This window comes from Janthinobacterium sp. SUN100 (assembly GCF_030397705.1).
In the GTDB taxonomy this organism is placed as follows: Bacteria; Pseudomonadota; Gammaproteobacteria; order Burkholderiales; family Burkholderiaceae_D; genus Janthinobacterium; species Janthinobacterium kumbetense.
In genome coordinates this window covers 574,899-593,555 of record NZ_JAPUBU010000005.1, presented here as the reverse complement: position 1 = coordinate 593,555, position 18,657 = coordinate 574,899, and the positions used below count along the sequence as shown (strand labels likewise).

Genomic DNA, 18,657 nt, shown 5'->3' with positions numbered 1-18,657 from the left:
TACTCACCCGTTCGCCACTCGCCACCAGAGCAAGCTCCGTGCTGCCGTTCGACTTGCATGTGTAAGGCATGCCGCCAGCGTTCAATCTGAGCCAGGATCAAACTCTTCAGTTTAATCTCTGTTTAATGTCATTTCTGACAGGTCGAACAGTATCACTACCATCCAAATCTTTTGCATTGCAAAAGATTTGCTCACTCAAAAAACTGACAGGCTACTTCCGAAGAAGTATCCTATCTCATTATTTCTTGTGAACATTTGATATATTTTAAGTATTACGCTAATCCGAAGATTGGCGCTGCACTGACATCAAATGCCCACACTTATCGACTGTTAATTGTTAAAGAACTGTATTCGGCACTGCTTTCGCGCTATCGACAAAGCGTTGTGTTTGTCAGCTGCGAAGAAGGAAGAGTATGAAGCAATTTGCTACGTCCGTCAACTCCTTCTTTTTCTCGTCTCACTCGGCATTTGCATGCGTCGTTCAGCGAGGGGGAGAATTATAGCCCTGCCCTGCACTCTCCGCAAGGGCTATTTCCCCGCCCTCACGGCCCAGCAAGCCTTGTCTTCACTTCAAGCGCCTTTTTGTGCAGCCTGTCGCAATCGGCTGGTGTAGTTCGTGGTCTTTAGGCACAGTGGCAACATCAGACTCTGACGCGGCTCAACAAGAGGTTAAACTTGCCCGCTGCGTCGATTAACTCTTGTACTTGAAAGTGCCCCCATGCTTCCGATTTCCAGCCTGCCCCAATTGTTGAAAACCATCCTCGCTTGGTTGCAACGGGCATTCGACGCGACGACGACCTGGGTCACCCAACTGTCCTGGTGGAAATTCTTCCTGTTCGCTGCGCTGGCCCTGATCGCCGGTTCCATTTTGCAAGATGAACTGTTCTCGTCCAGTCAGAATGAAGAAGTGGTCATCAAGTCGCACAAGCGCAGCAGCAAGGGCTCGGGTGAAACCAATATCCTGATCGACGATACGGGCATCCATTTCAATCCCCGCAACAGCAAGAACCGGCGCAACAGCACGACGGATGCGGCCAGCGATCCAGCCGATGCCGCCGAGGCGGACGAGCACGCAAACGCCGTGCCGCCGGCGCCGCCGGAACCGCCGGCTGCCCCCGCCAAGCCCAGCTATCCCGTAACGACGAATGCCTCGGGCGAAGAAGTCCATATTGAACTGCCACCGCAAATCGGTGAAGAGTTGTCGAATGCCATCGAAGAAGCCGTCGATGATGCAGCAGAACAAAAAGTGTCGCGCTATCACCAGCAAGCCTCGACCTGGTTCAAGAGCTTTGTGTCCTTGCTGGTATTGGCCCTGTTCGCCATGAAGGCCTTGGTCGGCGGCAAGAAACGTGCGGAAGCGGAAACCGTCACGGCAAACGAGGCCGCCGAGCGCGAATCCATGCAGCGCCAGCTCAGCGAAGCGAAGATGCAGATGATGCAAGCCCAGGTCGAGCCGCATTTCCTGTTCAACACGCTTGCTTCCGTCGAACACCTGATCCAGGTCGACCCGCCGCGCGCGGCCAAGATGCAGCGCAGCCTGATCCAGTATCTGCGCGCCGTGCTGCCGCAAATGCGCGACAACGCCCTGATTACCAACCTGGGCCGTGAAGCGGACATGGTGCAAGCGTACTTGAATCTGCTGAAAATGCGCATGGAAGAACGCCTGACCGTCGACTTCCAGATTCCCGACGGCCTGCGCAGCGCCGCCTTCCCGCCCATGATGCTGCAATCGATGGTGGAAAATGCCATCAAGCACGGCCTGGAAGTCAAACCGGAAGGCGGCACCCTGCGCATCGTGGCCGAAGTGGCGCACAGCAAGCTGCGCGTGACGGTGACCGATGACGGCCTGGGCTTTGGCGTGGTGCCCAGCGATGGCACGGGACTGGGTTTGCCCACCATCCGCGAGCGCCTGAAGCTGTTGCATGGCGACCAGGGCAGCCTGACCATTACGCCAAATCAACCGTCCGGCGTGTGTGCCGTGATCGAAGTGCCATATCAATTGTCCAAATAAGACAGAGTAGTTGATAAAAACGCTAAATCATTGAATAATCAATCTTCGCCTGTTCACACTTGAGACCTATGCCTACCGCTATTATTGCCGACGACGAAAGACTGATGCGCGACCAGCTGCGCCTGCGCCTGGGCCAAGCCTGGCCTGAACTGGAAATCATCGGCGAAGCCAAGAATGGCGACGAAGCGATCGAACTGGTGGAACAACTGAAACCGGATTTTGCCTTCCTCGATATCCGCATGCCGGGAAAGACGGGCATGGAAGCGGCGCAAGTGATCGGCAGCAAGACGCATATCGTCTTCGTCACGGCCTACGATAGCCACGCCGTCGAAGCCTTCGAGCGGGGCGCCGTCGACTACGTGCTCAAGCCGCCCGAGCATGAGCGCTTGCTGGTCACTGTCGAGCGCCTGAAAACGCACTTGAACAAGCCGGCCCTGGACGTCAACAGCAGCGTCACGGCCATGCTGTCGCAACTGGCGGAAAAAATCACGGCCAAGCCCACCTACCTGCAATGGATACAGGCCAGCATCGGCCAGGACTTGCGCATGATCCCCGTGGAAGAGATCCTGTTCTTCCGTTCTGACGAGAAATACACCTGCGTGCAGACCGCCAAGTACGAGGCGCTGATCCGCAAGCCCGTGCGCGACCTGGCCGAAGAGCTCGATCCTTCGCTGTTCTGGCAAATCCACCGCGCCACCCTGGTCAACGTGAATGCCATCGAAGGCGTGACGCGCGACATCCGCGGCCGCCACCTGGTACTCATCAAAGGCAAGTCCGACAAGCTCGAAGTGAGCCGCAGCTTCTTGCACCTGTTCAAACAAATGTAAGTCTCCCGCCGCCGCCCGGCCCAGGCCGGCACGGCGCGCACCCCTCTTCTTTCCCCTTCCTGCGCCACATCAAGCCACGCCGCGCCAACAGGCATAGGCTATATCAAGTCCTGTCCGTCGCTCCTGTCTTGCCTGCCTTCGTTCACGTTCGCAAGGAGAATCCCATGCCTGACCGAGGCAGTTCGACACTGCTGCGCATCCTGCCGCTAGGCATGGCGGCGATGCTTTTGCTGTGCTTGTTTCCTCCACTGAAAGCCCGCCGGCAGCAGCAGGCGCGTGGCCAGGCCATCATAGACAGCGCCAGCGACGCCTTCATCAGCATCGACAGCGGGCAAATCATCCTGCATGCGAACGCGGCGGCAGCCAGATTGTTCGACGACACGCCGGCCGGCATGCGCGGCATGCGCCTGGGCCACTACATCCTGCGCGACTTGCGTACCCTGGGCGGCCTGGGCAAGCACGATGGCGATCCGCCGTTTGGCGACATCAGCCAGGAGCTGCGCCTGACGGGCCGGCGCGCCACCGATTACACGCTGACGGGACGGCGCAGCGATGGCCTCATGTTTCCCCTCGAAGGCTCGCTCTCGGCCATGCAGGAAGACGGCCATAGCGTGTTTACCATCATCGTGCGCGACATCAGCGCGCGCCAGCAGATGCATGAACAGCTGGCCCGCTCCTTTTCGCAACTGCGCGAATTGTCGAGTGCGCTGCAATCCATCCGCGAAGAGGAGCGCAAGCATATCGCGCGTGAATTGCATGATGACCTGGGGCAATTGCTGGCCACCTTACGCGTCGACCTGACCCTGGTGCGCCAGCACACGGACACCACGGAGTCTCTGCAAGCCTTGCTGCACAGCATGGATGGCTTGCTGGTGACGGCCATCACCTCGTTGCGGCGCATCGCCAGCAACCTGCGTCCGCGCGCGCTCGATGAAGGGGGATTGTATTTTGCGCTGCAAAAACTGCGCCACGACTTTCTGCTGCGCCGCGCCATCCATTTCGACTTGCTGGCCGACGAGGCCGATCTCGTGCTCGACGATGCGCGCAGCACGGCCATCTACCGCATCGTGCAGGAAGCGCTGACGAATATCGCGCGCCATGCCGAGGCCAGCCACATCACCATCGCCCTGCACCGCATCGATTCCTCGCTGGCCATCACCATCCAGGACGACGGCCGCGGGATTGCCGAACACGACCTGGAAAAAGCCACGGCCCTGGGCTTGCTGGGCATGCGCGAACGGGTGTGGGGCTTGAACGGCAGCATCCATATCGGCGCCGACAGCGAGCTAGGCGGCACGCGCATCGAAATCTCGCTGCCCATGCACGCGGAAGCGGCAGCGGCGGCGATGCAATAAAAAAAGGCGCCCGCAGGCGCCTTTCACTTCGTCACATCGAACGATGCTTAGAATTTGTGTGCCAGGCCGATCTGGTACGAGGTCAGCGACTTCACGCGCTCGCGGCCAGCGTAAGCGTACACGTCGGTGCGCTTCGACAGGTGGTAGTCGTAGCCGACGCCGAATTCCTTGATGGTGTCCTGATCCTTGAACTTGTTGTTACTTTGCTCTTGCTTGCCATACGACACTTTGGCATCGCCGCCGCCAACCGTGTAGTTCAGGCCGATCAGGTAGGACTTGAATTCGCCAGTCGTGGCTACCTTGGTGTCGCCTTTCGAGTAGGCGGCCGTGATCTTGGCCGGGCCGAATTTATAGCCGCCACCGATGGACCACAGGTCAGGCTTGGCGGCCGTTGCCGTTGCTTGCACGGCTTTTTCGTAGCCGGCGTGCAAGCTGATCGGGCCGTTGTCGTAGGTTGCCAGGCCAATCACGCCTGCGTCAGCGCTGTTGACTTCGCTCAACACGTATTGCAGGCTGCCCACGAAACCTTCAAAGCTTGGGCTGTTGTAGGTCACTGCATTGTTGACGCGCGACGAACCGACGCCCGAACGCAGCAAGGTTTCATTGTTCTTGCCGACCACGCCGTAGGTGTTGAACGGATCGACGCGGGCGATGGTGCCATCGACCAGATTCTTGGTGCGGCCCAGGATGGCGGTACCAAACGCGCCTTTCAAGCCCACATACGCTTGACGGTCGAACAACACGCCTTTTTGCGCGCCGGTGTCGGCCAGGAATTCACTTTCCAGGTTGAAAATTGCGGACAGGCCGCCACCCAGATCTTCCGTACCCTTGAAACCGAGGCGCGACGCGTTGTTTTCGCGTTGTACCGTCGGCTGGCCAGTGGTCTTGGCAATACCGAGGTCAACCAGGCCGTACACGGTGACGTTCGATTGTGCTTGTGCCGTAGCTGCTGCGAAGGTGCCGATGATCAATGCTGCCAGAGTAATTTTTTTCACTTGAGATTCTCTACATTAGGTTGGACAAGAGTGGTGCTGCTTAGCTGCTGAACCGAATCATGCCCACCAAATACTTCAACAATATGACATCGACAAGATGTTGTTTTTTAGCACAACATCTTGTCAGATAAAAACAACAGGCGAAAAAAAACCGCCCGAAGGCGGCTTGTGTTGCCATGACTGCCTTACTTCAGGCGGCAGCTCAGCAGCCAGTAGTATTCCAGGCGCTTCATGCGGATTTCGCGGGCCGAATGGGCAAACTTCTTGCGCAGGTGGCTATCCGACGGGAAATTCTTCAACACTTCATAGCGCTCGCCCCCCTCCGTCGTGCGGAACTGGTGGGTATTGCCTTCCAGGTCGGTGCGCGCGATGACCGTGCTGCTGCCGTCGACATAGGAATTGTCGATCAGCACCAGCAGGATGTCCTTGCCCAGCTTGCTGCGCAATTGCTTCAGGTATTTGTCCTGGTCTTCGCGCTTGACGTGCGACCACCAGAAACCGGCGAACACGGCAGTGAACTTGCCCAGCAGATCGTCCGGCAGATTGAATGCGTCGAGCTTGGCGAAGGTCACGTTGTCGGGCAAGCCGCGTGCCTGGGCCAGCGCCAGCATTTCATCGTTGATATCGGTGGCCAGCACGGACTCGGCCGACTCGGCGACCACTTCCGTCCAGTAACCGGTGCCGCAAGCCAGTTCCAGCACGGTGTGGCCTTCCAGCACGTCGGCGACCTTGTCGCGCAACACTTCCAGGTCTTCCTGGCGTTCGGGCTTGTCATAGACGCGCTCGTACTGCTGCGCGATGGTGGCGTAATATTTGGCAAGCTGATCGGTAATCATTGTTTCTTCTCTTCTTAAATAATCTTGGCCAGGCACCTCGCCCGGCCGATTTCATGCATTGTTATAGTTCGTAGTGCTCTTTATCACCGCTCATCGCCTGCTCGATGAGCTTGCGGTTCAGGGTCGGCGTCAGCAACTCGATAAAGGTATAGATATAGCTGCGCAAATACGCGCCTTGCTTGACGGCAACGCGCGACACATTCATGCCGAACAGGTGGCCGACAGGGATGGCGCGCAAGCCTTTGTCGCGCTCGGCATCGAAGGCCATACCCGCTATGATACCAATCCCCATGCCCAACTCGACATAAGTCTTGATCACGTCCGCGTCGATGGCCTCCAGCAAGATGTCCGGCTTCAAGCCGCGCAGCACGAAAGCATGGTCGATCTTGTTGCGTCCGGCGAACGCGCTGTCATAGGTAATCAGGGGGAAAGCGGCGATTTCTTCCAGGGTCACGGACTTCGACTTGAGCAGCGGATGGTCGACCGGCACCACCACCACGTGTTCCCATTGATAGCAGGGCAAGGTGATCAAGCCATCGATGGCGGCGATCGATTCCGTGGCGATGGCCAGGTCGGCCTGGTCGCGCTGCACCATTTCGGCGATCTGGCGCGGATTGCCTTGCAGTAACGACAATCTTACCTTCGGGAACTTCAGCATGAAGGCTTGCACCACCTTGGGCAAGGTGTAGCGCGCCTGCGTATGCGTGGTGGCAATGGTAAAGCTGCCGCTGTCCTGCGCCGCGAATTCCTTGCCGATGCGCTTCATGCTGTCGATTTCCTGCATGATCAGCTCGACCGATTCCAGCACCAGGCGGCCCGGCTCCGTCAAGCCGCGGATGCGCTTGCCGTGGCGCGTAAAAATATCCACGCCCAGTTCTTCCTCCAGCTCGATGATGGCTTTCGATACGCCCGGTTGCGACGTAAACAAGGCCTTGGCGGCGTCCGTCAGGTTGTAATTCTGCCGGACCGCTTCGCGCACGAAGCGCAGTTGATGGAGATTCATTGCTGGTTTGCCCTAGATTGCCGTGATTTGCCGAGTTTCCGCCCCACCCATGATTTTGCGTTCATGCATATACGCATATCGCATATAAGCAAATGCGTACTTAGTAGTTTGGATTAAACGCCAAGTTTATTACTATTGCGGGTACTTTGGGGGTGAAAGCATGACTTTGTCTTATATAGTCTCAGGATTTGCCGTAGGATTACTCGTAGGAATGACCGGCGTGGGCGGCGGTTCGCTGATGACGCCGCTGCTAACCTTGCTGTTTGGCGTGCCGCCTTCCGTGGCCGTGGGTACCGACCTGGCCTTCGCCTCGATCACCAAGAGCGCCGGCACGCTGACGCACCGCCTGCGCGGCACCATCCGCTGGGATATCGTCAAGCGCCTGTGCATCGGCGCCCTGCCCGCTGCCGTCGTCTCGACCCTGGCGCTGAAATCGTTCGGCACCCTGTCGCCGGAAATCGGCCAGATCATCCGTTACTCGATCGCCGGCTCCGTACTGCTGACCGTCGTGGCGCTGATCTTCAAGGGCCGCATGCTGGCTTGGATCAATGCCCACCCCGAGAAACAATTACAAGGCAACAAGCTTGCCGCCGCGACCATTATTTCCGGCGCCGTGCTGGGCGTGCTGGTGACGGTATCGTCGATCGGCGCCGGCGCCATTGGCGCCACTCTGCTGGTGATGCTGTATCCCCGCATGAGCTCGGCCGAAGTGGCCGGCACCGATATCGCCTACGCCGTGCCCCTGACGGCCATCGCCGCCCTCGGTCACTGGTGGCTCGGCTCCATCCACTGGGAATTGCTGGCCTCCTTGCTGGTCGGCTCCCTGCCCGGCATCACGCTCGGTTCCTGGGTCGCCCGCTCCGTGCCGGAAAAGTTTTTAAGAGTGCTGCTGGCGATGACCTTGACCGGCGTGGCAGTGAAGCTAATCTATTAATTGACCGACCATGTGACACGAACAGTATCAAGAACATAATCCCAGGCAATCTTCCAGCACCCCGGCTTTTTTAGGAATTGATATGTACCATTACGATCAGTACGACCACCTCATCATCAAAGAACGCATCGCCCAGTACCGAGACCAGGTTGCGCGCCGTATCGCCAATGAACTGACGGAAGAGGAATTCATTCCGCTGCGCCTGCAAAACGGCCTATACATGCAGCGCCATGCCTACATGCTGCGCATCGCCGTGCCGTACGGCTTGCTGTCGTCGAAGCAGATGCGCATGTTCGCGCACATCGCGCGCAAGTACGACCGCGGCTATGGCCACTTCACCACGCGCCAGAACATCCAGTTCAACTGGATTGAGCTGGAGCAAACACCCGATATCCTGACCGACCTGGCATCCGTGGAAATGCACGCGATCCAGACCTCGGGCAACTGTATCCGTAATACAACATCCGACCCGTTCGCCGGCGTCGCGGCCGATGAAATCATCGATCCGCGCCCGTACGCGGAAGTCTTGCGCCAGTGGAGCACCTTCCACCCCGAGTTCATCGCCCTGCCGCGCAAGTTCAAGGTCGCCATCAATGGCGCCGAAGAAGACCGCGCCGCCATCGCCGTGCACGATATCGGCTTGACGGCCGTGCGCAATGCGGCCGGCGAAGTGGGCTTCAAGGTCATGGCGGGCGGCGGCATGGGCCGCACCCCGATCCTGGGCAGCGTCGTGCGCGAATTCCTGCCGTGGCAGCACTTGCTGACCTACATCCAGGCCATCATGCGCGTGTACAACCTGCACGGCCGCCGCGACAACAAATACAAGGCGCGCATCAAGATCCTGTTGAAAGCCATCGGCGTGGAAGAATTCACGCGCCAGGTGGAAGCAGAGTGGGTCGATCTGAAGGATGGTCCGGAAACCTTGAGCGCCGAGGAAATGCAGCGCGTGGCGGACTTCTTCAATCCGCCCGCCTACCTTGCCCTGCCGGAACTCGACTACAAGGCCGAGCACGCGGACAACAAGGCGTATGTGAACTGGCTGGCACGCAACGTCAAGCCGCACCAGCGCCCCGGCTACGTGGCCGTGGTACTGTCCTTGAAGAAAACCGGCGTGCCGCCGGGCGACGCGACGGCCGAGCAGATCGACTTCGTGGCCGACCTGGCCGACCGCTACAGCTTTGGCGAACTGCGCGTGACGCACGAGCAAAACCTGGTGCTGGCCGACGTGGAGCAATCGAAACTCTTTGCACTGTGGCAAGAAGCCAAGGCGCACGGCCTGGCCACGCCGAACATCGGTTTGCTGACGGACATGATCTGCTGCCCCGGCGGCGACTTCTGCTCGCTGGCCAACGCCAAGTCCTTGCCGATCGCGGCCGCCATCGCGGAACGCTTCGACAGCATCGACTTCCAGCACGACATCGGCGAGATCGAACTGAATATTTCCGGCTGCATCAATGCCTGCGGCCACCATCACGTGGGCAGCATCGGCATCCTGGGCGTCGACAAGGATGGCAGCGAATGGTATCAAGTGTCGATTGGCGGCGCGCAAGGCAACAACGCGGCCATCGGCAAGATCATCGGACCATCGTTCTCTTCCCTGCAGATGCCTGAAGTCATCGGCCGCCTGCTGCACGTCTACGTGCGCGACCGCCATGAAGGCGAGCGCTTCGTCGATACGGCCCAGCGCCTGGGCCTGGCGCCGTTCAAGGAACACGTATATGCAACGCCGATCACCGTCGGCAACCTGGTGGGAGAAGACGAATATGTTTGAAGTACGCGAAGAAATCATCAAGAACGCCGCCGTGGTGCCGAATACCTGGGGCTTGCTGCGCCTCGATGAAAACGACACGCCGGAAACGGTGGTCGTTCCGGCCGGCAAGGTCATCGTGCCGTTGCTCGTTTGGCAAGCCCAGCGCGCAACCCTGGCCGCGCGCCTGCCCGACATCGGCGTGTGGCTGGCCAGCGACGAGCGCCCGGAAGAACTGGCGGCCGACGTGGCGCAACTGCCCGTCATCGGCGTGGATTTCCCGAAATTCACGGATGGCCGCGGCTACTCCATCGCCTTCAACCTGCGCGCCCGCCTGGGTTTCCAAGGGGAATTGCGCGCCATCGGCGACGTGTTGCGCGACCAGCTGTTTTCCATGCACCGCGTCGGCTTCGATGCGTATGCGACGCGTCCGGACCGCAGTATCCATGACGCGCTGAAAGGTTTGTCCGTGTTTTCGGAAACCTACCAGGCGTCGTGGGATCAAAAATCGCCGCTGTTCCGCCGCCACCAGCGCGAAGGCCAGAATCCTGACCTCGACAACGCGGCCGGCATCTGAGGGCCAATCATGAGCGATCTGACTTCTTTGATACACGCCACCGAGCAAACGCTGACACGCATCGCCGCGGATTTTTCGCCGGCCGTGTTCGCGTCCAGCCTGGCAGCCGAAGACATGGTGCTGACCGACATGATTCTCAAGGCGAAGCTGCCCATCGGCATCTTTTCCCTGGAAACAGGCCGGCTGCACCAGGAAACCCTGGCCGTGCTCGACAAGGTCAAGGCCCGCTACGACCACGACATCACCCTGTACCGCCCGCAGCCCGACGCCGTGGCCGCCTACGTGGAACAGAACGGCTTGAACGCGTTCTACAATAGTGTCGAAATGCGCCGCGAATGCTGCCGCATCCGCAAGGTCGAACCGCTGGGCCGCGCCCTGGCCGGCAACAAGGCCTGGGTGACGGGACAACGCCGCGCACAGTCCACCACGCGCGCCGAATTGCACGTGCAGGAAGAGGACGCCGCGCACGCGATGACGAAATTCAATCCGCTGGCCGACTGGTCGGAAGAAGACGTGTGGGCCTATATCCGCGCCAACGACGTGCCGTACAACGCGCTGCACGACCAGGGCTACCCGTCGATCGGCTGCGAACCGTGCACGCGGGCCGTCCAGCCTGGCGAAGACGTGCGCGCCGGACGCTGGTGGTGGGAAAACCCGGATTCCAAGGAATGCGGCCTGCACATGGTGGACGGCAAATTGATACGCATCAAATCCGTGGCAGCTTGATCAGACACAACAGATACAGCAGAACAAGAAAGCACCCTATATGAGCAATATTTTGAACCAGCGTCACCTCGACAGCCTTGAATCGGAAGCCATCCACATCATGCGCGAAGTGGCGGCCGAATCGGCCAACCCTGCGCTGCTGTTTTCCGGCGGCAAGGATTCCGTCGTCCTGCTGCGTTTGGCCGAGAAAGCCTTCCGCCCAGGCAAGTTCCCGTTTCCCCTCGTGCATATCGACACGGGCCACAACTTCCCGGAAGTCATCACTTTCCGCGACAAGAAGGTGGCGGAACTGGGCGAGCGCCTGATCGTCGGCTCCGTGGAAGACTCGATCAAGCGCGGCACCGTGCGCCTGCGCAACCCGGCCACGGATTCGCGCAATGCGGCCCAAGCCGTGACCTTGCTGGAAACCATCGCCGAACACGGTTTTGACGCCTGCATCGGCGGCGCCCGCCGCGACGAGGAAAAGGCCCGCGCCAAGGAACGCATCTTTTCGTTCCGCGACGAATTCGGCGCCTGGGATCCGAAAGCCCAGCGTCCGGAACTGTGGGACCTGTATAACACCCGCGTGCATCCCGGTGAAAACATGCGCGTCTTCCCCATCTCGAACTGGACCGAACTGGACGTATGGCAATACATCGCCCGTGAAAAACTGGAATTGCCGCCAATCTACTTCGCGCACGAGCGCCAGGTGATCCCGCGCAACGGTTTATTGGTGCCGCTGACGGATTTGACGCCGCCGCGCGAAGGCGAAACGGTGGAAACGCAGGTCGTGCGCTTCCGCACGGTGGGCGACATTTCATGCACCTGCCCCGTGTCGTCGGATGCGGCGACGGTCGACGCCATCATCGCCGAAACGGCAATCACGCAAATCACGGAACGGGGCGCCACCCGCATGGATGACCAGACGTCCGAAGCCTCGATGGAAAAACGCAAGAAAGCAGGGTATTTCTAATGAACGCAGCAATCCAGAACACCAATCTCACCGACAGCGTCGAACGCGGCATGTTGCGTTTTATCACGGCCGGTTCCGTCGATGACGGCAAGAGCACCCTGATCGGCCGTTTGCTGTTCGACAGCAAGGGCATCTTCGCCGACCAGCTCGACGCCATGTCGCGCTCCAAGCACAAGCGCACGGTGGGCGACACGGTCGACCTGTCGCTGCTGACGGACGGCCTGGAAGCGGAACGCGAACAAGGCATCACCATCGACGTGGCTTACCGTTACTTCGCCACGCCGAAACGCAAATTCATCATCGCCGACACGCCCGGCCACGAGCAATACACGCGCAACATGGTCACCGGTGCATCCACGGCCGACGCCGTCATCATCCTGATCGACGTGTCGAAGGTCAAACTGGGTGACGATGGCAGCGTGGAACTGTTGATCCAGACCAAACGCCATTCGACGATCGCCCATTTGCTGCAGATCGAGCACGTGGTCGTTGCCGTCAACAAGATGGACCTGGTCGACTACGATGAAACGGTCTACAACCGCATCGTGGCCGCCTACCGCGAATTCGCCCAGTCGCTGGGTTTGAAAGATATCACGCCGATCCCCCTGTCCGCCTTGACGGGCGACAACGTCGTCGAACGCGGCGACAAGCTGGGCTGGTACACGGGCCCGACCCTGATCGAACTGCTCGAATCGCTGTCCGTCTACGACGAATCGCACGACACGCCGTTCCGCTTCCCCGTGCAACTGGTGGCGCGCCACAATGGCCACGAAGCGAACGACTTCCGTGGCTACATGGGCCGCATCGAGGCGGGCAAGGTCAGCATCGGCGACACCCTCGTGGTGCAGCCATCGGGCCAGACGGCAACCGTCAAGGATATCGTCACCCTGGACGGCTCGCTGCCGACGGCCGTCGTGGGCCAGTCCGTGACCTTGCTGCTCAATGAATACCTGGATATTTCGCGCGGCGACTTGCTGGCGAGCAACGATCGCCCTGCCACCCTGCTGAAACAGGTGGTGGCCGACGTGTGCTGGCTGTCGGAAGATGCGCTGGACCTGCGCCGCAAATACTGGATCAAGCACGGCACGAAGCAGACGGCGGCCAAGGTGACGGCGATCGAATCTATCCTCGACATCAACACGCAGCAGCGCCACCCGGCAGAAGGCTTGAAGCTGAACGACATCGCCCGCATCAGCCTGAACGTGCAGCAGGCGCTGGCGGCCGACGCGTATGCCGATATCCGTGCCACGGGCGCGTTTATCCTGATCGATGAAGTGACCCACCAGACGGTCGCGGCCGGCATGGTCCGGCTCTAACCCCGTATCGTCCAGGAAAGGCAGCCATATGAACAGCTCCCCATCTCTCCCCGGCAAGGTTTACCTGGTCGGCGCCGGCCCCGGCGCGCAAGACCTGATGACCTTGCGCGGCGCGCGCCTGCTGGCGCAAGCGGACGTCGTGCTGCACGACGCGCTGGTCACCGAAGAGATGCTGGAGCTGTGCCCGCAGGCGCAAAAAATCCTGGTCGGCAAGCGCTGCGGCCAGTTGTCGACGGCGCAGGCCTTCATCAACAAGCAACTGGTCGACAACGCGCGCAAGCACGCCGTCGTCGTGCGCCTGAAAGGGGGCGACCCCATGCTGTTCGGCCGCGCCGACGAGGAATTGCGGGCGCTGGAAGAGGCCGGCATCGCCGTCGAAGTGGTGCCCGGCATTACCACGGCCCTGGCGGCGGCCGCCGCCACGCAGCAGCCGCTGACCAAGCGGGGCGTGTCGCGCAGCGTGGCCTTCTTTACGTCCAGCACGGCGCCGGGCGAGCCGGACCAGACGCGCATTCCCGACTGCGATACCTTGGTGCAATACATGGGTGGCCGCGAAGCCATCGCCACGGCCCAGCGCCTGCTGGCCCAGGGACGCCGTGCCGACACCCCGGTGGTGGTGATTGAAAACTGCAGCCGCCCGGACCAGCGCATCGTGCGCCTGCCGCTGAGCAGCCTGGCGCATGGCCTGGGCGACACCCACGGCCCCGTGCTGGTGATGCTGGGTGACGCCATGGCCGCGCGCGCGCACCAGGTCACGGAAGCAGCGGTCGCCATTCTGGCGCGCCATGCTTGAATAAACACACCGTATTTTACCGACTTTAAAGTCAGTAACTGACGTCTTCCGAGGAAACATGATACGATGCTCACGCATCTTTTCTCGAGAAGTTGTTGCGTGATAGCAAGAAAATCACGCTTCGCCCCGCCATCGCGCTTGCTGCGCGGCCTCCCGGCTGACGGGAGCCGTCCGGCAATCTCCCCGAAAAAAGCTGCGCCCGCAGGCTGCAATACCGCGCCGCGCAACTTGAGCCGTCACAATCAACAATGAATTTCTCTTCCGTGCGCGAAGCCCTGACTTCGCTCAGCCGCAGCAATGCCGGCGTCGCCGGCGCTGTGCTGCTCAGCATGCTCGCCTCCATCGCCCTGTGGACGGTGTTCCCGAATATCGACGATGAAAACCACTTACTGGAATGGCTGCAGGCGCTGCTCCTGGCCCTGGCCTGCACCGTGCACGGCACGCGCGCCTGGCAAGAGACTGACCGCCAATCCTTGCGTTTCCTCATGCATGCCGGCTTGTCGGCCCTGCTGTTCGGCTTCCTGCTGCGCGAACTCGATATCGACCAGTTCGGCACGGCGCCCGCCTGGGCGCAGCTGGAAAAAGCCCTGCGCGTGGTGGAATTGCTGATATTGATACGCGTGCTGATCTTTTTCGCACCGCGCGCGCGCAAGGTATTTGCCCATGCGCCGCAGATTTTCAGCATGCGCATCACCATCCTGACGGCCATCGGCGGCTTGCTGATGGTCGCCGGCTGGCCCTTCGACAAGAAGGTCTTCCATGGCATGCCGGACGCCTATGCGCTGCTGGGCGAGGAAGTCTTCGAACTGGGCGCCTATTTGCTGCTGTTCCTCGCATCGCTGTCCGACAGCTCGGCCGCCGCCCGCATCAGCCTGGCGCCGAAGACAAAGCTGGCCTAGCCCAGTTCAAACAAGGATGGCAGCGGCAGCAGCCGCTGCAAGGTAGCGGCCACGCGCAGCAGGCGCGGGTCGTCGTCCTCGGCCTCGTCGCAGGTATCGTTGATACAGAAAAACGGCAAGCTGCCGAAACGCGCCGCCAGCTCCTCGAGCTGCTGCGGCGCCTGCACATCGCCGCTGGCGATATGCAGCGGGTCGAGCATGCGCGAGCGCGCCAGCCCCTGATGCACCATCCAGCGCGGCACCAGGTCGGGCAGCAAGGCCGGCACCTGCCACGAGCGGAACACCGTCGCGCGCACGCCGGCAAACATGGCCGGCGCCAGCCCTTCCAGTACATGCAGTGCGCTTTTCAGCATGGGCCGCGGCGCATGCGCATACAGGCGCGGTTCATGCCGGTAATCGGCGTACTGCGCCGACAGCCATTGCCGCGACAAGGTGGCGCAATTGACGGGCGCCGCCACGTCGGCGCGCAAGCCCTGCAGCTCATCCTGCAGAGCGCTCTCCGTGAAAACGCTCAACCGCCCGTCCCCTTCCCCGCCAAACCAGAATGCGGGTTCGAACGGCGCGCCGAAAAATACGTCGTCGTTCAGATACAGGAAACGCTCGGACAAACCCGGAATATGGTGCAGATACGATTCGATATGGCCGGAATCGAACACCGGCAGGGATGCATCGGGCATCAGGCTGGCATGGTCGATCACCGTCAGGCGCTTTGATGCGCGCAGCCAGCGGGGAACTTGCCGGTCCGTCAGCAGGTAGACATGGCCGTGGCCGGGGAAGAAGCGCTCGAGCGCGCGCAGGTTGTAGCGCAGTTCGCCATTGTCGCGGTAGCGCCCCGCCACGTTGCCGTGCAGGGCCAGCTGGCCGGGATGCGCCTGCGCCCAGGCGGCATATGCCTGCTGCCGGCGCGCGCGCCAGGCGGGATCGGCGCCGTCCACCCACAGGTAGACGATGTCGATGCCGCTCAAGGCAGAGGGCTGGAGCCTGGCGCCGCCACGCAGTAATCGGCGATGGCGGCAAGCACGCTGGCGTTCTCGCCCACCGCCTCGACCACCTTCAGGCGCAGCGCCGGATGCTGCTGGCGCAATTCTTCCAGCAACAGCGGCAAGTCGCGCAGCACATGCCCGCCCTGCCCCAGGAACACGGGCACCACGGTGGCGTCCAGGATGGCGCCGGCGGGCAGCTTGGCCAGCAGGGTCGCCACCAGTTCGGGCAGGCGCGGCGACATCAGCTCCAGGAAGGCCAGGTGCACGCCGGTGCCCGGCATGCGCGCCTGGGTCAGGTCGCGCAGGCGCTCGAAGGGCGCGGCCCACGATGCGGCGCGCGCGCCATGGGCAAACAGGATCAGCGCCTGCTGCACGTTCGTCTCCATCAGTGCCGCTCCACCCACCACAGGGCGCCCAGCGCCAGCAGCAGGTACAGGGCGCTCGGCGCCACCGCCGTCAGGAAGGCCGGCCAGGTGCTGAGCAGGCCAAGATGCGAGAACAGGGTGTTGACCAGCATGAAGCTCACGCCGATCATGATGCCGATGAAGATCTTCAGGCTGATGCCGCCGCTGCGCGTATGCATGTAGGCAAACGGCAGCGCCAGCGCCATCAGCACGAAAATGGCCAGCGGGTCGATCAGTTTTTTCCAGAAGGCGATGCGGAAACGCTCGGTTTCCTGCTTGTTCTCGGCCAGGTGGCGCGTGTACACGGCCAGTTCGCTGGCCGACATGCGCTCGGGATCGGACGCCGACACCGTCAGGATCTTCGGCGTCACTTCCGACGTCATGTCCTTGCTCGCGCTTTGCACCGTGCGCACCAGGCTCGTTTCCTGCCCATAGTAGTTCGCCAGCTTCGGCTCGAAGCCGGGCGAGGCGGCCGCGCTGTTCGAGAACGACGTTTCCGTCACCTCGGTCAGGCGCCAGATATTATTGCCCTGATACGTAGCACCCTTGGCCACGGTCAAGGTGCGCAAACGCATATCGGTGTCAAATTCATACAGCTTGACGTTTTTCAGCTGGCCGTCCGGACGCGCTTCGCCGACATTGAAAAAGCGCGAACCGGTGACGGTGCCCGTCAAGCCCTCGCTCTTGACCATGTCCTTGGTCCACAGGCCGGAGCGAAACTCGCTCGACACGGCCGCGCCGCGCGAGGTCAGCTTGAGGCGTTCGGCCAGCGGTTCCGTGCGCGGCGTGATCAACTCGCCGAAGATGAAGGTGATGACGACGAAGACGATACCGATGCGGAACAGGAAACCGGCCGCCATCGCCGTCGACATGCTCGATGCGCGCATGATGGTAAATTCGGAGCTGGCGGCAAACTGCGCCATCGTGTAGATGGTGCCGATCAGCGCCGCGATCGGCATCACCTCGTACACGTGTCCCGGCACCAGCACCAGCACGTACAGGAAGGCATACTGGATGGTGTAACCGTTGCGCCCCACCTTGGGCAGTTCGCCCGTCAGGTCGATGAAGGCTTGCAGTGCCAGGAAGGCCAGCAGTACGAACAGCACCGCCTGGAATATCGAGACCGCAAAATAGCGCTGTAAAATCTTCATTTCGATGCCGCTTTACTTGTGTTGCCGGCGCGGCGCGCGCGCTTGAAAGCCGCCAGCAGGACCAGCGGATGATAGCGGTGGTTCACATTCAGGCGCCACGCGAACAGCCCCACCACGGCCAGCGCCGCCAGCAGGTGCAGCGGCCACCAGGCCAGGCCGAAGGTCAGGCGGCCCTGCTTCACGCTCGCTTCGATGACCTTGATCAGGTTGCTGTACGTAAAGAAAATCAGCAGGGCGATGATCAAATTGGTCGAACTGCCGGCACGCGGATTGACAAAGCCCAGCGGAATGGCCAGCAGGATCAGCATCAGGCCGATCAGGGGCGCACTGACACGCCACAGCAGTTCGGCCATGGTGTAGGGGTTCGGCTCGGCGATGAGCGCCATGGTGCTCATGGCGCGCACGCCCAGTTCCGCGCCCAGTTCCTGCTGCTTGCTCTCGATGCGCATGATGTACTGTTCGAATTCCATGGTCTGGAAGTCCGCCTGCGTCGGCACGCCCTGGTAGCGGCGGCCGCTCTTGAGCACCAGGAAGCGTTCGCCCTTGGCGTCGGTATTGATCACGCCTTCCTTGGCGACGACGACGACGGCGCTGCCTTTTTCATCGACGGTATTGACGAAGACGTTCTGCACCACGGTCTTCTCGCCGCTGACGCCCTCGACGAAGAAGATGCGGTTGCTGCCGGCCGATTCGCGGAACTGGCCAGGCGTGACTTTCTGCAGGTCTTCGCGCTTCTCGAAGCGCGCCACGTATTCATCGCTCTTCTTTTGCGCCCACGGCGTGGCGTACAGGCTCAGGATGCCGGTGGCCAGCACCAGCGGCAGGCCGAAGCTGAGCACGGGCCAGATCCAGCGCGACAGGCTCAGGCCGGAGGCGAACCACACCACCATCTCCGACTCCTTGTAGCTGCGGGTGACGACCATCAGCACCGAGATGAAACCGGTGAGGATGAGGATGGTGGGCAGCTGCATCAGGGCGGAAAAAACCATCAGCGACATGACGTCGGACGACGCGATTTTGCCGCCCGCCGCCTTGCCGAGAATACCGATCAGCATCCAGGTGAGCAGGATGCTGAACAAAACTGTGAAGGTGGCCCCGGCGGCACTAGCCAATTCACGTCGAAGGGCGCGTTGAAAGATCATTCGGAG

At 61.1% G+C, this 18,657-nt stretch carries 18 protein-coding genes and 1 rRNA gene; 11 read left to right on the top strand and 8 right to left on the bottom strand.

All coding sequences use genetic code 11. The annotated features are described in order from the left end of the window. A 16S ribosomal RNA gene (locus O0881_RS25595) occupies positions 1-113 on the bottom strand; the annotation flags it as partial. A gap of 605 nt (positions 114-718) precedes the next feature. On the opposite strand from O0881_RS25595, the gene O0881_RS25590 reads away from it, so the two are divergent. The 3 genes from O0881_RS25590 to O0881_RS25580 all read left to right on the top strand — a co-directional run bounded on the left by O0881_RS25590 (position 719) and on the right by O0881_RS25580 (position 4,193). Continuing rightward, entirely contained in the window at positions 719-2,011 is a 1,293-nt protein-coding gene (locus O0881_RS25590; protein WP_289913544.1) for a histidine kinase, read from the top strand. 68 nt (positions 2,012-2,079) lie between these two features. Further along, positions 2,080-2,838, top strand: a complete 759-nt coding sequence (locus O0881_RS25585; protein WP_034751497.1) for a LytTR family DNA-binding domain-containing protein — start codon at positions 2,080-2,082, stop codon at positions 2,836-2,838. A gap of 164 nt (positions 2,839-3,002) precedes the next feature. Continuing rightward, positions 3,003-4,193 carry a PAS domain-containing sensor histidine kinase gene (locus O0881_RS25580; protein WP_289913543.1) on the top strand — a complete coding sequence of 397 codons (1,191 nt, stop codon included), beginning with the start codon at positions 3,003-3,005 and terminating at the stop codon, positions 4,191-4,193. A gap of 47 nt (positions 4,194-4,240) precedes the next feature. Here the strand turns inward: O0881_RS25580 and O0881_RS25575 are convergent, their stop codons facing one another. The 3 genes from O0881_RS25575 to O0881_RS25565 all read right to left on the bottom strand — a co-directional run bounded on the left by O0881_RS25575 (position 4,241) and on the right by O0881_RS25565 (position 7,027). Beyond that, positions 4,241-5,188: a porin gene (locus tag O0881_RS25575; RefSeq protein WP_046682561.1), complete on the bottom strand. Its 948-nt coding sequence runs from the start codon at positions 5,186-5,188 to the stop codon at positions 4,241-4,243. A gap of 185 nt (positions 5,189-5,373) precedes the next feature. Next, positions 5,374-6,024, bottom strand: a complete 651-nt coding sequence (locus O0881_RS25570; protein ID WP_099665030.1) for a class I SAM-dependent methyltransferase — start codon at positions 6,022-6,024, stop codon at positions 5,374-5,376. 61 nt (positions 6,025-6,085) lie between these two features. Further along, entirely contained in the window at positions 6,086-7,027 is a 942-nt protein-coding gene (locus O0881_RS25565) for a CysB family HTH-type transcriptional regulator (RefSeq protein ID WP_034751505.1), read from the bottom strand. 160 nt (positions 7,028-7,187) lie between these two features. Between O0881_RS25565 and O0881_RS25560 the strand changes: the two genes are divergently transcribed. From O0881_RS25560 to O0881_RS25525, 8 genes are all read left to right on the top strand, one after another. Further along, positions 7,188-7,961, top strand: a complete 774-nt coding sequence (locus O0881_RS25560; protein WP_289906107.1) for a sulfite exporter TauE/SafE family protein — start codon at positions 7,188-7,190, stop codon at positions 7,959-7,961. 82 nt (positions 7,962-8,043) lie between these two features. Then, complete coding sequence (locus O0881_RS25555; protein ID WP_289906108.1) at positions 8,044-9,732, top strand: nitrite/sulfite reductase; 1,689 nt, start codon at positions 8,044-8,046, stop codon at positions 9,730-9,732. Beyond that, positions 9,725-10,285, top strand: a complete 561-nt coding sequence (locus O0881_RS25550) for a DUF934 domain-containing protein (RefSeq protein WP_099665033.1) — start codon at positions 9,725-9,727, stop codon at positions 10,283-10,285. Before O0881_RS25555 ends, O0881_RS25550 begins: the two co-directional genes overlap by 8 nt. 9 nt (positions 10,286-10,294) lie before the next feature. Beyond that, the gene (locus O0881_RS25545; RefSeq protein WP_289913542.1) at positions 10,295-11,011 is read left to right on the top strand and encodes a phosphoadenylyl-sulfate reductase; all 717 of its coding nucleotides are present in this window, start codon (positions 10,295-10,297) and stop codon (positions 11,009-11,011) included. A 40-nt stretch (positions 11,012-11,051) separates the two neighbouring features. Then, positions 11,052-11,963 (top strand): sulfate adenylyltransferase subunit CysD, encoded by a 912-nt coding sequence (cysD, locus tag O0881_RS25540; RefSeq protein WP_176390377.1) that lies wholly within the window; start codon positions 11,052-11,054, stop codon positions 11,961-11,963. Then, positions 11,963-13,279: a GTP-binding protein gene (locus O0881_RS25535; protein ID WP_251350055.1), complete on the top strand. Its 1,317-nt coding sequence runs from the start codon at positions 11,963-11,965 to the stop codon at positions 13,277-13,279. The genes cysD and O0881_RS25535 overlap by 1 nt, the downstream gene beginning before the upstream one ends. Positions 13,280-13,307: 28 nt before the next feature. After that, positions 13,308-14,072, top strand: a complete 765-nt coding sequence (cobA, locus tag O0881_RS25530; protein WP_289913541.1) for a uroporphyrinogen-III C-methyltransferase — start codon at positions 13,308-13,310, stop codon at positions 14,070-14,072. Positions 14,073-14,320: 248 nt separating this feature from the next. Beyond that, a complete protein-coding gene (locus O0881_RS25525) occupies positions 14,321-14,971 on the top strand; it encodes a hypothetical protein (protein ID WP_289913540.1) in 651 nt (216 codons plus the stop codon). Here O0881_RS25525 and O0881_RS25520 read toward each other — a convergent pair. Genes O0881_RS25520 through lptF form a run of 4 tightly spaced genes read right to left on the bottom strand, consistent with a single transcriptional unit; the run spans position 14,968 to position 18,651 of the window. Next, a complete protein-coding gene (locus O0881_RS25520; protein ID WP_289913539.1) occupies positions 14,968-15,936 on the bottom strand; it encodes a Stealth CR1 domain-containing protein in 969 nt (322 codons plus the stop codon). The two genes, O0881_RS25525 and O0881_RS25520, sit on opposite strands and share 4 nt — an antisense overlap. After that, entirely contained in the window at positions 15,933-16,340 is a 408-nt protein-coding gene (locus O0881_RS25515; protein WP_289913538.1) for a CbiX/SirB N-terminal domain-containing protein, read from the bottom strand. The genes O0881_RS25520 and O0881_RS25515 overlap by 4 nt, the downstream gene beginning before the upstream one ends. Beyond that, complete coding sequence (gene lptG, locus O0881_RS25510) at positions 16,340-17,509, bottom strand: LPS export ABC transporter permease LptG (protein ID WP_289900075.1); 1,170 nt, start codon at positions 17,507-17,509, stop codon at positions 16,340-16,342. Before lptG ends, O0881_RS25515 begins: the two co-directional genes overlap by 1 nt. Beyond that, complete coding sequence (gene lptF / locus O0881_RS25505) at positions 17,506-18,651, bottom strand: LPS export ABC transporter permease LptF (RefSeq protein WP_077401100.1); 1,146 nt, start codon at positions 18,649-18,651, stop codon at positions 17,506-17,508. Before lptF ends, lptG begins: the two co-directional genes overlap by 4 nt. Between the last annotated feature and the right edge of the window lie 6 nt (positions 18,652-18,657).

What these genes read in the sequence shown, in the direction of transcription:
- O0881_RS25590 (WP_289913544.1), top strand. Translation starts at nt 719, where the DNA reads ATGCTTCCGATTTCCAGCCTGCCCCAATTGTTGAAAACCATCCTCGCT.
- O0881_RS25585 (WP_034751497.1), top strand. Translation starts at nt 2,080, where the DNA reads ATGCCTACCGCTATTATTGCCGACGACGAAAGACTGATGCGCGACCAG.
- O0881_RS25580 (WP_289913543.1), top strand. Translation starts at nt 3,003, where the DNA reads ATGCCTGACCGAGGCAGTTCGACACTGCTGCGCATCCTGCCGCTAGGC.
- O0881_RS25570 (WP_099665030.1), bottom strand. Translation starts at nt 6,024, where the DNA reads ATGATTACCGATCAGCTTGCCAAATATTACGCCACCATCGCGCAGCAG.
- O0881_RS25565 (WP_034751505.1), bottom strand. Translation starts at nt 7,027, where the DNA reads ATGAATCTCCATCAACTGCGCTTCGTGCGCGAAGCGGTCCGGCAGAAT.
- O0881_RS25560 (WP_289906107.1), top strand. Translation starts at nt 7,188, where the DNA reads ATGACTTTGTCTTATATAGTCTCAGGATTTGCCGTAGGATTACTCGTA.
- O0881_RS25555 (WP_289906108.1), top strand. Translation starts at nt 8,044, where the DNA reads ATGTACCATTACGATCAGTACGACCACCTCATCATCAAAGAACGCATC.
- O0881_RS25550 (WP_099665033.1), top strand. Translation starts at nt 9,725, where the DNA reads ATGTTTGAAGTACGCGAAGAAATCATCAAGAACGCCGCCGTGGTGCCG.
- O0881_RS25545 (WP_289913542.1), top strand. Translation starts at nt 10,295, where the DNA reads ATGAGCGATCTGACTTCTTTGATACACGCCACCGAGCAAACGCTGACA.
- cysD (WP_176390377.1), top strand. Translation starts at nt 11,052, where the DNA reads ATGAGCAATATTTTGAACCAGCGTCACCTCGACAGCCTTGAATCGGAA.
- O0881_RS25535 (WP_251350055.1), top strand. Translation starts at nt 11,963, where the DNA reads ATGAACGCAGCAATCCAGAACACCAATCTCACCGACAGCGTCGAACGC.
- cobA (WP_289913541.1), top strand. Translation starts at nt 13,308, where the DNA reads ATGAACAGCTCCCCATCTCTCCCCGGCAAGGTTTACCTGGTCGGCGCC.
- O0881_RS25525 (WP_289913540.1), top strand. Translation starts at nt 14,321, where the DNA reads ATGAATTTCTCTTCCGTGCGCGAAGCCCTGACTTCGCTCAGCCGCAGC.
- O0881_RS25515 (WP_289913538.1), bottom strand. Translation starts at nt 16,340, where the DNA reads ATGGAGACGAACGTGCAGCAGGCGCTGATCCTGTTTGCCCATGGCGCG.
- lptG (WP_289900075.1), bottom strand. Translation starts at nt 17,509, where the DNA reads ATGAAGATTTTACAGCGCTATTTTGCGGTCTCGATATTCCAGGCGGTG.
- lptF (WP_077401100.1), bottom strand. Translation starts at nt 18,651, where the DNA reads ATGATCTTTCAACGCGCCCTTCGACGTGAATTGGCTAGTGCCGCCGGG.